The 12,746-nt window shown below is 60.0% G+C and carries 18 protein-coding genes and 1 tRNA gene; 13 read left to right on the top strand and 6 right to left on the bottom strand.

Annotation, left to right across the window (positions count from 1 at the left end):
- Window positions 1-66: 66 nt before the first annotated feature.
- A complete protein-coding gene (gpmA, locus tag JAB1_RS11575; RefSeq protein ID WP_070280024.1) occupies window positions 67-813 on the bottom strand; it encodes a 2,3-diphosphoglycerate-dependent phosphoglycerate mutase in 747 nt (248 codons plus the stop codon).
- A 106-nt stretch (window positions 814-919) separates the two neighbouring features.
- Here gpmA and JAB1_RS11570 point away from each other — a divergent pair, with 106 nt between their 5' ends.
- From JAB1_RS11570 to JAB1_RS11550, 5 genes are all read left to right on the top strand, one after another.
- A complete protein-coding gene (locus JAB1_RS11570) occupies window positions 920-1,336 on the top strand; it encodes a rhodanese-like domain-containing protein (protein ID WP_070220898.1) in 417 nt (138 codons plus the stop codon).
- 25 nt (window positions 1,337-1,361) lie between these two features.
- The gene (gene grxC / locus JAB1_RS11565) at window positions 1,362-1,628 is read left to right on the top strand and encodes a glutaredoxin 3 (protein WP_070220900.1); all 267 of its coding nucleotides are present in this window, start codon (window positions 1,362-1,364) and stop codon (window positions 1,626-1,628) included.
- Between the two features lie 161 nt (window positions 1,629-1,789).
- Window positions 1,790-2,263, top strand: coding sequence for a protein-export chaperone SecB (gene secB / locus JAB1_RS11560; RefSeq protein ID WP_034783580.1), 474 nt, complete (start codon window positions 1,790-1,792; stop codon window positions 2,261-2,263).
- Between the two features lie 83 nt (window positions 2,264-2,346).
- Window positions 2,347-2,808 (top strand): SH3 domain-containing protein, encoded by a 462-nt coding sequence (locus JAB1_RS11555; RefSeq protein ID WP_070280023.1) that lies wholly within the window; start codon window positions 2,347-2,349, stop codon window positions 2,806-2,808.
- 36 nt (window positions 2,809-2,844) lie between these two features.
- A complete protein-coding gene (locus tag JAB1_RS11550; protein WP_070280022.1) occupies window positions 2,845-3,885 on the top strand; it encodes an NAD(P)H-dependent glycerol-3-phosphate dehydrogenase in 1,041 nt (346 codons plus the stop codon).
- 10 nt (window positions 3,886-3,895) lie between these two features.
- Here the strand turns inward: JAB1_RS11550 and JAB1_RS11545 are convergent, their stop codons facing one another.
- The 4 genes from JAB1_RS11545 to mscL are packed head-to-tail and all read right to left on the bottom strand — an operon-like array spanning window position 3,896 to window position 6,621.
- Window positions 3,896-4,240: a hypothetical protein gene (locus tag JAB1_RS11545; RefSeq protein WP_254672057.1), complete on the bottom strand. Its 345-nt coding sequence runs from the start codon at window positions 4,238-4,240 to the stop codon at window positions 3,896-3,898.
- Window positions 4,241-4,255: 15 nt separating this feature from the next.
- Window positions 4,256-4,948: a DUF2461 domain-containing protein gene (locus tag JAB1_RS11540; RefSeq protein ID WP_070258534.1), complete on the bottom strand. Its 693-nt coding sequence runs from the start codon at window positions 4,946-4,948 to the stop codon at window positions 4,256-4,258.
- Between the two features lie 21 nt (window positions 4,949-4,969).
- Complete coding sequence (locus JAB1_RS11535) at window positions 4,970-6,130, bottom strand: Do family serine endopeptidase (protein ID WP_070258533.1); 1,161 nt, start codon at window positions 6,128-6,130, stop codon at window positions 4,970-4,972.
- Between the two features lie 41 nt (window positions 6,131-6,171).
- Window positions 6,172-6,621 carry a large conductance mechanosensitive channel protein MscL gene (gene mscL, locus JAB1_RS11530; RefSeq protein WP_070280021.1) on the bottom strand — a complete coding sequence of 150 codons (450 nt, stop codon included), beginning with the start codon at window positions 6,619-6,621 and terminating at the stop codon, window positions 6,172-6,174.
- A 412-nt stretch (window positions 6,622-7,033) separates the two neighbouring features.
- On the opposite strand from mscL, the gene petA reads away from it, so the two are divergent.
- From petA to JAB1_RS11495, 7 genes are all read left to right on the top strand, one after another.
- Window positions 7,034-7,642: a ubiquinol-cytochrome c reductase iron-sulfur subunit gene (gene petA / locus JAB1_RS11525; RefSeq protein WP_034783594.1), complete on the top strand. Its 609-nt coding sequence runs from the start codon at window positions 7,034-7,036 to the stop codon at window positions 7,640-7,642.
- 2 nt (window positions 7,643-7,644) lie between these two features.
- Window positions 7,645-9,057, top strand: coding sequence for a cytochrome bc complex cytochrome b subunit (locus JAB1_RS11520; RefSeq protein ID WP_034783596.1), 1,413 nt, complete (start codon window positions 7,645-7,647; stop codon window positions 9,055-9,057).
- Window positions 9,058-9,093: 36 nt separating this feature from the next.
- On the top strand, window positions 9,094-9,858 hold the full coding sequence (locus JAB1_RS11515; RefSeq protein ID WP_070280020.1) for a cytochrome c1: 765 nt from the start codon (window positions 9,094-9,096) through the stop codon (window positions 9,856-9,858).
- Between the two features lie 120 nt (window positions 9,859-9,978).
- A complete protein-coding gene (locus JAB1_RS11510) occupies window positions 9,979-10,590 on the top strand; it encodes a glutathione S-transferase N-terminal domain-containing protein (RefSeq protein WP_010394154.1) in 612 nt (203 codons plus the stop codon).
- Between the two features lie 140 nt (window positions 10,591-10,730).
- On the top strand, window positions 10,731-11,243 hold the full coding sequence (locus JAB1_RS11505; protein WP_034783599.1) for a ClpXP protease specificity-enhancing factor: 513 nt from the start codon (window positions 10,731-10,733) through the stop codon (window positions 11,241-11,243).
- Between the two features lie 26 nt (window positions 11,244-11,269).
- Window positions 11,270-11,345, top strand: a tRNA-Thr gene (locus tag JAB1_RS11500).
- Between the two features lie 192 nt (window positions 11,346-11,537).
- The gene (locus tag JAB1_RS11495) at window positions 11,538-11,744 is read left to right on the top strand and encodes a dodecin (RefSeq protein WP_034753599.1); all 207 of its coding nucleotides are present in this window, start codon (window positions 11,538-11,540) and stop codon (window positions 11,742-11,744) included.
- A gap of 27 nt (window positions 11,745-11,771) precedes the next feature.
- Here JAB1_RS11495 and JAB1_RS11490 read toward each other — a convergent pair whose 3' ends face one another.
- Window positions 11,772-12,083 carry a hypothetical protein gene (locus tag JAB1_RS11490; protein ID WP_070280019.1) on the bottom strand — a complete coding sequence of 104 codons (312 nt, stop codon included), beginning with the start codon at window positions 12,081-12,083 and terminating at the stop codon, window positions 11,772-11,774.
- 162 nt (window positions 12,084-12,245) lie between these two features.
- Here JAB1_RS11490 and JAB1_RS11485 point away from each other — a divergent pair, with 162 nt between their 5' ends.
- Window positions 12,246-12,620 carry a hypothetical protein gene (locus JAB1_RS11485; RefSeq protein ID WP_070280018.1) on the top strand — a complete coding sequence of 125 codons (375 nt, stop codon included), beginning with the start codon at window positions 12,246-12,248 and terminating at the stop codon, window positions 12,618-12,620.
- Window positions 12,621-12,746: the final 126 nt, after the last annotated feature.

Here is a 12,746-nt window from a genome sequence, read left to right as displayed (position 1 = left end):
GCCACGCCGGCAGGGGTCGTTCAGCAGAGGGGGCGATGGCTGTGCCGCGGAAGAAAGACGACAAAATTACTTGGCCTTCCCTTGGTTCGCCACGGCCGCTTGCGCTGCCGCAATCGCTGCCGGGTCGCCCAGGTAGTAATGACGGATCGGTTTCAGGTCGGCATCCAGTTCATACACGAGCGGCTGGCCGTTCGGGATGTTCAGGCCGACGATGTCGCTGTCGCTGATGCCATCGAGCATCTTGATCAGCGCGCGCAGGCTGTTGCCGTGGGCCGAAATGATGATTTTCTTGCCGGCGCGGATGGCCGGGGCGATTTCGTCATCCCAGGCCGGCATCACGCGCGCCACGGTGTCTTTCAGGCATTCGGTCAGCGGAATCGACGCTTTCGGCAAGCCAGCGTAGCGCGGATCGTTGAACGAGGCGCGGTCGTCGTCTTCCGCCAGCGGCGGCGGCGGCGTGTCGTAGCTGCGGCGCCATACCAATACTTGCTCGTCGCCATACTTGGCGGCCGTCTCGCCCTTGTCCAGGCCTTGCAGGGCGCCATAGTGGCGCTCGTTCAAGCGCCAGTCGTTCTTGATCGGCAAATACATCATGTCCATCTCGTCGAGCGCCAGCCACAGGGTGCGGATGGCGCGCTTCAGGACGGAAGTGTAGGCCACGTCGAACGTAAAACCTTCCTGCTTGAGGATCTGGCCGGCGGCCTTGGCTTCGTTGACGCCCTTTTCCGTCAGATCAACGTCGGTCCAGCCGGTGAAGCGGTTATCGAGGTTCCAGGTGGACTCGCCGTGACGCATGAAAACGATTTTGTACATAGTTCTATCTTCTCAAGGGGTTCAAATCAAAAAAGCAAAACGTAAAAAGACCTCGTCCAGCTTCTATTTTATAATGCGCGGATTGACTTAAACCATTGGACCCTACGTGAAATTCATTATCGACCACATTTTTCTGTTTGCCATCGTCATTATTTCCGGCGGCGCCCTCCTCTGGCCACTGCTGTCGATGCGCGGCAAGCGCGCGACCGTGCTGGAAGTCACGCAACTGATCAACCGTGGCAAAACCATCATCGTCGATGTGCGCAGCGCGGAAGAATTCGCCACGGGCCACTTGCCTGACGCAAAAAATATTCCGCTGCCGGAACTGGCAAAACGCATGGGCGAGCTGGAAAAATTCAAAACGCGCCCCATTGTAGTGGTTTGCCAGAAAGGTTCGCGTTCGGCAACCGCCGTCGGCCTGCTGGGCAAAGCCGGTTTCGCTGAGGCAACGAGCCTGGAAGGCGGCCTCGACGAATGGAAAAAGCAGGGTTTGCCATTGAAAACCTTGTCGCTGGCGAAATAAGCCGGCCTTAACTGAAGGAATCATCATGACCGTCCCAGTAATTGTGTATAGCACCGCCGTGTGCCCGTATTGCGTGCGCGCAGAGCGCCTGTTGGAAGCCAAGGGCGTCGCCGTGCAAAAGATCCGCGTGGACCTCGACCCGGAAGAGCGCATCAAGATGATGGAACGCACGGGCCGCCGCACAGTGCCGCAGATCTATGTAGGCGATACCCACGTGGGCGGATTCGACGATTTGTATGCGCTCGATCAAGCCGGCAAGCTGGACCCCTTGTTAAATGGCACGGCAGCCTGATATAAAGCAGGTTCGAGAAATTGCTTGGTTTTTTGTCGTATTGTTTTGATACAATTGCCCTCGCACCTGATCTGGCCGCGCCTACCCGGCGCGGTTTTGAATACCGCAAGCACCATATTTGAACGGTGTGCCGTTCTTGTCCTTTACAACGAAAGCGTTCCATGTCTGACGAAAATCTGCAACCAGTCTTCCAAATCCAACGCGTCTACCTGAAAGACATGTCGCTGGAACAACCAAATTCCCCAGCTATTTTCCTGGAACAAGAAGCACCAGCGATCGAAGTAGCTCTGGACGTGGGCGCTGCGCCTCTGGCCGACGGCATCTTCGAAGCCACCGTGACCATCACCGTGACCGCCAAAGTCGGCGAAAAAGTCGCTTTCCTGGTTGAAGGCAAGCAAGCCGGTATCTTCGAAGCACGCAACATTCCTGCTGATCAACTCGATCCGCTGCTGGGAATCGGCTGCCCGAACATCATCTACCCTTACCTGCGCGCCAACATCGCCGACGTGATCACCCGTGCCGGCTTCCCGCCAGTGCACCTGGCCGAGATCAACTTCGAAGTGTTCTACCAACAACGTCTGCAAGCTATTGCTGACGCCGCTGCCGCAGCTCCAGCAGCCAGCGAAACGCACTAAGCTCTTGCAAGACCCCGCCGGCCGTCAAGGCTGGCCTGACACGGCGGCCTGGCCGCCGTGTTTCGTTAAGGTTCAAAAATATCATGTTGAAAAGTGCGCTCTTGAGCAAGTTCCGCTGGATGGCCGGCGCCATACTGCTGCTGGCGACCGCCGCCAGCCATGCCGTCGATTTCAAAACGGTGGGCGCGGCTCCCGTGATCCTGTACGACGCACCGTCCTCCAAGGGCGGCAAGCTGTACGTGGCGCCACGCGGCATGCCGCTGGAAGTCGTGCTCAGCTACGGCGAATGGGTCAAGGTACGCGACGCCAGCGGCGAAATGGCCTGGACGGAAGCCAAGGGCCTGTCGGCCAAGCGCAACCTCGTGGCACGCGCCGCGAACCTCAAGGTTCGCGCCAGCCCCGACGACACCGCCTCCGCCATCATCCTCGTCGACAAGGGCGTGCTGCTGGAAATGAGCGAGCAACCGACCTCCGGCTGGGTCAAGGTGCGCCACAAGGATGGCCAGAGCGGCTACGTCAAGACCAGCGAAGTGTGGGGCATGTAAGCACCGCACCCGTTCCCCCTGCCCCATTGAGGTTGCATGCAAGTTTCTCCTGAAGTCACTCCCGATATCATTCCCACCGCCCGCAAGATCACCATCCTGGGCGCTGGCGCCTGGGGCACGGCCGTGGCGATGGCCCTGGCCGGCCGCCACGACGTGCTGCTGTGGGGCCGCAATGGCGACGCCATGGCCGCCATTGCCGCCAGCGGTGAAAACAGCTATCTGCCCGGCTTCCCTTTGCCGCCGCAACTGCGCATCGGTGCCGATTTCGACGCCGCCGTCGCGCATGCCGGCGGCGAACACGGCATCCTGATCGCCGCCTGCCCCGTGGCGGGCTTGCGGCCCATGCTGCATCAATTGAAAGACAAGGCCATCGGCAACCTGGTGTGGCTGTGCAAAGGGTTTGAAGGCGGCACGGGCTTGCTGCCGCACCAGATCGTGCAGGAAGTGCTGGGTGACAATATTCCCGGAGGCGCCCTGTCCGGCCCTTCGTTCGCGCAGGAAGTGGCGCGCGGCTTGCCGTGCGCGCTGACCATCGCCTCGCACAGCGCCGCCTTGCGCGGCGCCGTCGTCTCGGCCTTGCATGGCGGCACCATCCGCGTGTATGCGAGCGAAGACCTGGTGGGCGTGGAAGTGGGCGGCGCCGTCAAGAACGTGCTGGCCATTGCCACGGGCGTGGCCGACGGCCTGGGCCTGGGCTTGAATGCGCGCGCCGCGCTGATCACGCGCGGCCTGGCGGAAATCACGCGCCTGGGCACGGCCCTGGGCGGCCAGACGGAAACGTTCATGGGCTTGACGGGCATGGGCGACTTGATTCTGACGTGCACGGGCGACCTGTCGCGCAACCGCCGCGTCGGCCTGGGCCTGGCGCAAGGCAAGGCGCTGGCCACCATTGTGGCCGAACTCGGTCATGTGGCAGAAGGCGTGCCCTGCGCCAAGGCCGTGCGCGAACTGGCGCGCCGCATGGGCGTCGACATGCCGATCACCAACGCGGTGGCCGGCGTGCTGTTCGACGGCGATCTGCCGCACGTGATGGTGCAGCAACTGCTGTCGCGCGATCCGCGCGCCGAGGCAGCTTGACGGGAAAAACCTAGCGACCAGCCTTGTGCATGAGTATAGTCAGCAACAATAAACTGTCTTCGCGCGCTTCCAGGGCGTGCGCCTGGCCGCCGAGCAGGTACAGCAGCTGCCCTGGCCCCAGCAGTTGCACGCCGCCATGCGCCGTCACCGCCACCTGCCCCTGCAGGCACAGCAGGGTGATTTCACCGAGCACATGATGCTCGGGCATGGTCTTGCCCTTGGGCATGCACATGCGGATCAATTCCAGTTCGTCCGTCTTGGCCAGCGCAATGGCGGAAAACTGCGACAGGTCGTCGCCGTCCCTGCGCAGCACCTCGATCACCTGTCCTGAACTTGCGTGCTCCAGTGCCATCATGTGCTCCTTCCGCAATTACTCGGTGACTTCCTCCGGCTCTTTCGCGCCGCGCATCCACTCGACCAGCGGCCATGCATCCTTCAAGCCTTCCGCCAGGGTCGGCAGCAGTTTCTCGGGCTCGTTGACGGGCAGCGGCACTTCGGTCCAGACAAAAAAGCTTTTCAGCTTGATGAATTCGATATGTTCCGCATCCGCCTCGAAACCCTTGGGCGGGCGCTGCAATTTGCCCTCGTTCTGGATGGTGCCGAAGCGGGCCTTCAAGCGCTTATTCTTCAGCACTTTGGAGAAACCTGGCGCGTCGTTGACCATGTGCTCGCGCAGCGCCTTCAGGCGGCCCGGTGGCGGCATGTATTCGCCGGCGCCGAACAGCAGGTTGCCCTGGCCATCGATCTGCAGATAATACGTGGGGCCGCCCGCCTTGCTGGGACGGCGCATGTCGTTCGGCGCGATGGCGGCCGAAAAACGCGTCTTGTACGGACTCTTGTCGTGCGCGAAACGCACGTCGCGGTTGATGCGGAACATCGCCTTCTTCGGATTGCAGTACTTCACGGCCGGGTCGAACTTGCCCAGCTCACCGATCAGGCTGGTGACCAGGGCAAGGAATTCCTCGCGCAGGATGTCGTAGCGGGGCTTGTTCATGACAAACCAGGGACGGTTGTTGTTGTCGCTCAGTTCACGTAAAAATTGGGTCAAATCACGCACATGCATGTGTCAAATTCCGATCAGCAACTATTTGGAAAGCTCTTTCGGGATGGGGCGCTTGCCCACCATCACGTCGAGCGCCGCTTCGCGATTCTTGCGCAGCACCGTCATTTTAGCTTTTCCGCCGGGCGGCAGTTGGGCGATCAGGTTCAGCATTTCCGTCGTATCGCCCACGGGCTTGCCGTCCACCGTCAGCAGGATGTCGCCGGGCACGATGCCCGCCTTGTCGGCCGGGCCATTGCGCACCACGCCGGCGATGATGGCGCCGCTGGTGCGCTGCAAGTTGAAGCTTTGCGCCAGCTCGGGGGTGATGTCCTGCGTTTCCACGCCGATCCAGCCGCGCACCACGTGGCCATCCTTGATGATGGCTTCCATCACCGTTTTGGCCGTCGAGACGGGAATGGCGAAGCCGATGCCGACGGAACCGCCGCTTTGCGAGTAGATCGCCGTATTGATGCCGATCAGATTGCCACGCGTATCGACCAGGGCGCCACCCGAATTGCCGAAGTTGATGGCCGCATCCGTCTGGATGAAGTTTTCAAAGCTGTTGATGTGCAGGTTGTTGCGGCCCAGGGCGGAGATGATGCCCATGGTCACCGTCTGGCCCACGCCGAAGGGGTTGCCGATGGCCAGCACCACGTCGCCCACGCGCGCCAGTTCCGACTGGCCCAGCACGATGACGGGCAGCTTGTCGAGGTCGATCTTGATGACGGCCAGGTCCGTTTCCGGGTCCAGGCCCACGACCTTGGCGGGCGCCTTGCGGCCATCCGTGAGCACGACTTCGATTTCGTCGGCGCCTTCGACCACGTGGTTATTCGTCAGCACATAGCCTTCATGGCTGACGATGACGCCCGAGCCGAGGCTGTTTTTCAAGTCCTCGCCATCCTCGCCGTCCGGGTCGCGGTCGCCGAAGAAACGTTTGAAGAAGGGATCGCGCGCCAGCGGATGGGCGCCGCGCTTGGGTACTTGCAGGGTGAGGATATTGACGACGGCGGGCATGGCGCGCGCCGCCGCGTCGCGGTAGGAACCGGGCGCCAGGCTGCTGGACGCCGTTTCCACCACGGGCACCGGTTTCGCAGGAGAACCCAGCTGCTGTACCCGGCTGGCCGGGCGCAGCGCGCCGTACACAAAGTACAGCGCCAACGCGATCGTCACGGTTTGCGCAAACAATAACCAGAATCGTCGCATACAGTTCTCTGCCCAGGTCAGCCGGCCCGTGCCGGAACGACTTATTTTGCCAGATCGTTGCTATTCTGTCCGTTCTTCTGCAGGGAGTCGCGGATTTCACGCAGCAGCACGATGTCTTCCGGCGTGGCCGGTGCCGGCGCCGGCGCGACCGGTTCGCTGCGGCGGGCCTTGTTCATCAGGCGCACCATCTGGAAAATGATGAAAGCAAGAATGATGAAATTGAGCAAAATGGTCAGGAAGTTACCGTAGGCCAGCACGGCGCCCGCCTTTTTCGCTTCCACCAGGGTCATCGTTGTCGCCTGGCCATTCAGGGGCAGGTAGTAATTGGCAAAATCGAGGCCGCCGAAAATGCGGCCGATGGGCGGCATGATCACGTCTTGCACCAGGGAATCGACAATCTTGCCGAAGGCGCCACCGATAATGACACCGACCGCCAGATCGACGACATTGCCTTTCATTGCAAATTCTTTAAATTCCTTCATCATTGCCATGAATTTCTCCTTCGGATAGATATAAAAACATGCCGATCATACTATTGATTCCTGGGGACACCAACTTGTGGTTGCCAGCAGGACCAATTCCGGCACAGCCGTGCGCATCTAGTTCGAAAGAACTAGCCACCTCCTGCAAAAGTATATAAATTATGGTACAAGCAACGTTTTTGTTTTATTCGTTGTTTGCTTCACTTATAATTTGCGGTTGCCAGAAGTGGCTTTTTCACTTCCGGATAATCAACAAGAAACTGGCACGGGCTGCGCCATTGGCCGAAGTTCCGCAGGGATGTTGCCACTTTACCGTACAAAGATGCGGGTTGCGGCAAACAGTGGGAAAGAGCTTCGGCGACGGGTTTTTCGCGGCTGCCACTCATAATAAAGATTCGCATTTTGACTGATTGGGGTTTGCATGAGTAACGAAAAGCAGGTCGATTCAGGCCGTCGCGGCTTGCTCGTCGCCACGTGCGCGGCGGGCAGTGTAGTTGGATTGGCAACCGCGGGAGCCTTGGTAAGCACCTTCCAGCCGTCGGAGCGCGCGAAAGCGGCTGGCGCGCCGGTCGAAGTAGACATCACCACCTTGCAACCCGGCGAAATGCGCACCGTCGAATGGCGCGGCAAGCCGGTCTGGATCCTCAAGCGCACGCCGGAAATGATCGCGTCGCTCAAGCAAACCGATGGCAAGGTCGCCGATGCCAATTCACAACGCAATCCCGCCGAATTCACGCCTGAATACTGCATGAATGAAGCGCGCTCGATCAAGCCTGAAATTCTCGTCGCCGTCGGCATCTGCACCCACCTGGGCTGCTCCCCTTCCTCGAAATTTACCCCTGGCCCGCAACCGTCGCTGCCCGATGACTGGGAAGGCGGCTTCCTGTGCCCTTGCCACGGCTCCACCTTCGACATGGCAGGCCGCGTGTTCAAGAACAAGCCGGCGCCGGACAACCTGCAAGTGCCGCGCCATATGTACCTGAGCGACACCAAATTGCTGATAGGTAAAGACGAGAAAGGCGAGGCTTGATCATGGCTGCTTTCAAAGAAACGAAGTTCCCGGCAGACGCTCCCGTCGCCGAAAAAGCGCTGGGCTGGGTCGATGACCGCTTTCCCCTGACCAAGCTGTGGAACGACCAATGGGGCAAGTACTACGCCCCGAAAAACTTCAATTTCTGGTACATCTTCGGCTCGCTGGCCATGCTGGTGCTGGTGCTGCAGATCGTCACCGGCATCTTCCTGACCATGCACTACAAACCGGATGCGGCCCTGGCCTTCAATTCCGTCGAGTACATCATGCGCGAAGTACCGTGGGGCTGGCTGGTGCGCTACATGCACTCGACGGGCGCCTCGGCCTTCTTCATCATCGTCTACCTGCACATGACGCGCGGCCTGCTGTACGGCTCCTACCGCAAGCCACGTGAATTGATCTGGCTGTTCGGTTTCGCCATCTTCCTGTGCCTGATGGCCGAAGCATTCTTCGGCTACCTGCTGCCATGGGGCCAGATGTCGTACTGGGGCGCGCAAGTGATCGTCAACCTGTTTGGCGCCATCCCGCTGATCGGCCCTGACCTGTCGCTGTGGATCCGCGGCGACTACGTCGTCTCCGACGCGACCCTGAACCGCTTCTTCGCCTTCCACGTGATCGCCATCCCGCTGGTACTGCTGGGCCTGGTTGCAGCGCACTTGATCGCCCTGCACGAAGTCGGTTCGAGCAATCCTGACGGCATCGAAGTGAAGGAAAACCTGGGCGCCGACGGCCACCCGGTCGATTCGATTCCATCGCATCCGTACTACACCGTGCATGACCTGTTCGGCGTATCGATCTTCCTCGTCATTTTCAGCGCCGTCGTCTTCTTCGCGCCGGAAATGGGCGGCTACTTCCTGGAATACAACAACTTCCTGCCGGGCGACTCGCTGAAAACCCCGCTGCACATCGCGCCAACCTGGTACTTCACGCCGTTCTACTCGGTGCTGCGCGCCACCACGGCCGACTTCATGTACGTGCTGATGGGTGTCGTGGCTGCCTACGTGGTGTTCATCTGGCTCAAGTCGCGCCTGTCGACAACCGTCAAATCCATCATCGCCGGCATCGCCATCGTCGCCATCATCGGCATGCTGCCGCAGGTGCTCGATGCGAAATTCTGGGGCGTGGTGTTCTTCGGCGGTTCCGTCGTGATCCTGGCCTTCCTGCCATGGCTGGACCATTCGCCCGTGAAATCGATCCGCTACCGTCCGACCTGGCACAAATACATCTATGCCATCTTCGGCCTGTCGTTCCTGATCCTCGGCTACCTCGGGACCCAGGCGCCAACGGATACGAAGACCATCGTGTCGCAAGTGTGCACCCTGATTTACTTCAGCTTCTTCCTGTTGATGCCATGGTGGAGTGCAATGGGCCAGTTCAAGACCGTGCCGTCGCGTGTGACGTTTCACCCGCACTAAGCCGCTCTCACGCCACGCTCAAAGGACATACATCATATGAAGATTGCAAAAAAACTGCTCGCCATCCTGGCCTTCGTGCCCGCCATGGCTCTCGCCAGCGAAGGCGGCTTTCCGCTGGACAAGGCGCCTGACCGCCAGACCAACATGGCAGCGCTGCAACATGGCGCCAAATTGTTCGTCAATTATTGCTTGAATTGCCACGCCGCCGTGTCGATGCGCTACAACCGCCTGCGCGACCTGGGCTTGACGGAAATCCAGATCAAGGAGAATCTGTTGTTCTCAGGTGATAAAGTAGGCGACCTGATGACGACGGCCCTGGCACCGCAGGACGCCAAGGCCTTCTTTGGCGTCGTACCGCCGGATTTGTCGGTAATTTCGCGCGCGAAATCATCTTCCGCTGGCACAGGCGGCGACTACCTGTATACTTACCTGCGTACGTTCTATAAAGACGACACTCGTCCGACCGGCTGGAACAACATGGTCGTGCCGAATGTTGCCATGCCGCATGTATTATGGGAATTGCAAGGTGTCCAGACTGCCAAGTTCGTGGAAGAGAATGATCCGCACGAAGCTGGCAAGAAGATCCACAAATTTGCCGGCTTCGAGCAGGTCAAGCCAGGTACGTTGAACAAGATCGAGTATGACAATGCGGTAGCCGACCTGGTCGGCTACATGGAGTGGATGGCCGAACCGGCACAGCAAACACGCAAGCGCCTGGGCGTGTGGGTGCTGCTGTTCCTGTCGGTCTTTACTCTGCTGGCATGGCGCCTTAACGCGTCGTTCTGGAAGGAAGTCAAATAAGTGAGGCGCCGGCCATAGGCCGGTTTATGCCTGTTTCTGCGTTGTCCGCATGAGTGGACAAGCGACCTGGGGTGAGCCGTTCGCGGCTTCACCCCCTTTGTTTCTAAGGAACTATAAAAAATGATGGTTCTCTATTCGGGTACAACCTGCCCATTTTCGCAACGCTGCCGCCTGGTCCTGTTTGAAAAAGGCATGGACTTCGAAGTGCGCGACGTCGACCTGTTCAACAAACCGGAAGACATCTCGACCATGAATCCGTACGGCCAGGTGCCTATCCTGGTTGAGCGCGAACTGATCCTGTATGAATCGAACATCATCAACGAGTACATCGATGAGCGCTTCCCGCATCCGCAACTGATGCCGGCCGATCCGCTGATGCGTGCCCGCGCGCGCCTGATGCTGTTCAATTTCGAAAAAGAACTGTTCGTGCACGTGCACGTGCTGGAAAGCGAACGCGCCAAGAGCAACGACAAGGCCCACGACAAGGCACGCGCGGAAATCCGCGACCGCCTGACGACCCTGGCGCCGCTGTTCCTGAAGAACAAGTACATGCTGGGCGACGAATTCTCGATGCTCGACGTGGCTGTCGCGCCGCTGCTGTGGCGCCTGGACCACTACGGCATCGAACTGTCGAAGACGGCTGCACCACTGATGAAATACGCCGAACGCATCTTCTCGCGTCCTGCGTATATCGAGGCATTGACCCCTTCCGAAAAGGTCATGCGCCGCTAAAGATAATCCCGGCAGGCCGCGCCTGCCGGGATATCTTGGGGCATGTGGTAAAGTTGCTTTTTGCGCTGTCCCAGTCTTTTGAACTACCGGTGCGCCCGCCTCATGCTGACGGGGGGCGCTCCCGCCTCACCGTGCCTACCATGTCTGAAATCTCAACCAAACCTTATATGCTGCGCGCCATCTACGAGTGGTGCACCGACAGCGGCTACACGCCGTATCTCGCGGTCAAAGTCGATTCGCGCACCACGGTACCGATGGAATACGTGAAAAAGGGCGAAATCGTGCTCAACATCAGCTTCGGCGCCACCAGCGGCCTGAAGATGGACAACGACGCCATCCGCTTCCACGCCCGCTTTGGCGGCGTCTCGCGCGAAATCTACGTGCCGGTCGACAACGTGATGGCCATCTACGCCAACGAAAACGGCCAGGGCATGGCCTTCGAGCCCGTGCTGGGCAACGATGACCCGGACGCGCAACCGACGGACAGCCCGGCCTCCGCCGACGTCCCGCCACCCGTGCTCGCCCCCGCCGCCAGCGGTCCCACCCTGTCATCCGTGCCGACCAGTTCCCCCGAACAACGCGACAACGCCACGCCCGGCGACGACGAGCCACCAAAAAAAGGCGGCCGCCCGACCCTGACACGCATTAAATAGCGTATAATTCGCAACGCGCAGTTTTTGCCGACTTAGCTCATTTGGTAGAGCAGTTGATTTGTAATCATCAGGTGGCCAGTTCGAAACCGGCAGTCGGCACCAAGAATTCAGTGGTAAATCAAAGGGTTACCCGCTTCGGCTGGTAGCCCTTTTTTCTTTTCTCCCCCCTGCGAACCACTCCCGTGACGCGTTGCTGCACCGCGCAATGACTATCAGCACGTTTAGGCGCAAGATGAGCACGTGCTTGCGCAAAGCAGGCTCCCGATGTCTGGCTTGCCTACCTGGGGAAATATCATGTCCGCACACACTTACAAACTGATCGAACTGGTGGGAACATCGACCGAGAGCAGCGATCAGGCGATACGCGATGCCATTGCCAAGGCGGCGCTGACGGTCAAGCACATGGACTGGTATGAAGTGACCGAGTCGCGGGGACATATCGTCGACGGCAAGGTAGCGCACTTCCAGGTCACGCTCAAGGTCGGCTTCCGGCTCGAGTAAAGGGATCGATTAAGGCAGGCGGCGCATTCACCGCCGCGCGACCGCTCCCCGGCTTTCCAGCCACTCCCGGCCGCCGGCATCCAGCGCGGTCTCGATGACCTTTTCCGGCAGGCTGTAGACGGTCGCCCAGCTGGCGCGGCCATCCTGCGTGTTGGCGGGAAAACTGTGCGTCTCGATCGGCCAGTGATATTTGCGTTTCAATGCCTTGACGATGGCGGCCAGCGAGACGCGGCCTTGCAGCGGTTCGGCGCCGGACTGGTCGCGGTTCGACAGCAGCACGGCCAGGACCTGGCCGCGGCCCGTGCGCGCGCCGGGGAAGGTGGGGGTTTTGTTTGCCATGGCCTATTTTACCGGGCAATGATCGGACGAGAGGCGATGTGCCGCACCTTTGATCCGGCGCAAGCGCCGCAGCGGCTTTGCGTCCACGATGGGTATTTCGCCAGGCGTGCCAGCGCCCCTCTGCCAGCCTGGGCCTATCATCATGGGGCACAGGAGCCTATCATGCACAGCCTGAACATCCACGCCATGCAATGGCAGCCCGTCGCCGATATTTCCGCCGTCGATCCGCTGCTGCCCGAGGATCTCGCTTGCTTTCGCGAACTGCGCGATGTGCTGCAACGCTATAGCGCGCTCGACCGCTTCGGCATTTCCCTGATCCACCGCCATTTCGACATCGCCGACGATGAGGAGCTGATGGAGTACACGGATGCGGAAGCACGCACCCTGACGGTCAAACCTGTCAAGAAAAGCGACATCGACTGGCAGCATACGACGATTACCAACTGGAAATTGACGGACGGCGAGGAAGTGGCGCGCATCGGATGCGGCTGCGCACGCAATTCCGGTGGCCACCTCGGCTATCACCGGGGCACCTGAGGCGGGCTGGCACCGCCCGACAAGCGGCGTCGGCCTTTCTTACACTTTGCTTCCGCCAGCTCAGTCCGCTTTGCGCAAGCAATTGATTTCACGTGATTTTTTTGTGTGGCACGCAAGCTGCTTATC

The sequence above is a fragment of the Janthinobacterium sp. MP5059B genome (assembly GCF_001758645.1).
In the GTDB taxonomy this organism is placed as follows: Bacteria; Pseudomonadota; Gammaproteobacteria; order Burkholderiales; family Burkholderiaceae_D; genus Janthinobacterium; species Janthinobacterium lividum.
Note: the sequence above shows the minus strand (reverse complement) of the source record. Positions and strands in the feature narration are given on the sequence as shown.

What these genes read in the sequence shown, in the direction of transcription:
- secB (WP_034783580.1), top strand. Translation starts at nt 1,790, where the DNA reads ATGTCTGACGAAAATCTGCAACCAGTCTTCCAAATCCAACGCGTCTAC.
- gpmA (WP_070280024.1), bottom strand. Translation starts at nt 813, where the DNA reads ATGTACAAAATCGTTTTCATGCGTCACGGCGAGTCCACCTGGAACCTC.
- JAB1_RS11520 (WP_034783596.1), top strand. Translation starts at nt 7,645, where the DNA reads ATGGCTGCTTTCAAAGAAACGAAGTTCCCGGCAGACGCTCCCGTCGCC.
- JAB1_RS11555 (WP_070280023.1), top strand. Translation starts at nt 2,347, where the DNA reads ATGTTGAAAAGTGCGCTCTTGAGCAAGTTCCGCTGGATGGCCGGCGCC.
- JAB1_RS11495 (WP_034753599.1), top strand. Translation starts at nt 11,538, where the DNA reads ATGTCCGCACACACTTACAAACTGATCGAACTGGTGGGAACATCGACC.
- JAB1_RS11540 (WP_070258534.1), bottom strand. Translation starts at nt 4,948, where the DNA reads ATGCATGTGCGTGATTTGACCCAATTTTTACGTGAACTGAGCGACAAC.
- petA (WP_034783594.1), top strand. Translation starts at nt 7,034, where the DNA reads ATGAGTAACGAAAAGCAGGTCGATTCAGGCCGTCGCGGCTTGCTCGTC.
- JAB1_RS11485 (WP_070280018.1), top strand. Translation starts at nt 12,246, where the DNA reads ATGCACAGCCTGAACATCCACGCCATGCAATGGCAGCCCGTCGCCGAT.
- JAB1_RS11515 (WP_070280020.1), top strand. Translation starts at nt 9,094, where the DNA reads ATGAAGATTGCAAAAAAACTGCTCGCCATCCTGGCCTTCGTGCCCGCC.
- JAB1_RS11490 (WP_070280019.1), bottom strand. Translation starts at nt 12,083, where the DNA reads ATGGCAAACAAAACCCCCACCTTCCCCGGCGCGCGCACGGGCCGCGGC.
- JAB1_RS11535 (WP_070258533.1), bottom strand. Translation starts at nt 6,130, where the DNA reads ATGCGACGATTCTGGTTATTGTTTGCGCAAACCGTGACGATCGCGTTG.
- JAB1_RS11505 (WP_034783599.1), top strand. Translation starts at nt 10,731, where the DNA reads ATGTCTGAAATCTCAACCAAACCTTATATGCTGCGCGCCATCTACGAG.
- grxC (WP_070220900.1), top strand. Translation starts at nt 1,362, where the DNA reads ATGACCGTCCCAGTAATTGTGTATAGCACCGCCGTGTGCCCGTATTGC.
- JAB1_RS11550 (WP_070280022.1), top strand. Translation starts at nt 2,845, where the DNA reads ATGCAAGTTTCTCCTGAAGTCACTCCCGATATCATTCCCACCGCCCGC.
- JAB1_RS11510 (WP_010394154.1), top strand. Translation starts at nt 9,979, where the DNA reads ATGATGGTTCTCTATTCGGGTACAACCTGCCCATTTTCGCAACGCTGC.
- mscL (WP_070280021.1), bottom strand. Translation starts at nt 6,621, where the DNA reads ATGGCAATGATGAAGGAATTTAAAGAATTTGCAATGAAAGGCAATGTC.
- JAB1_RS11545 (WP_254672057.1), bottom strand. Translation starts at nt 4,240, where the DNA reads ATGATGGCACTGGAGCACGCAAGTTCAGGACAGGTGATCGAGGTGCTG.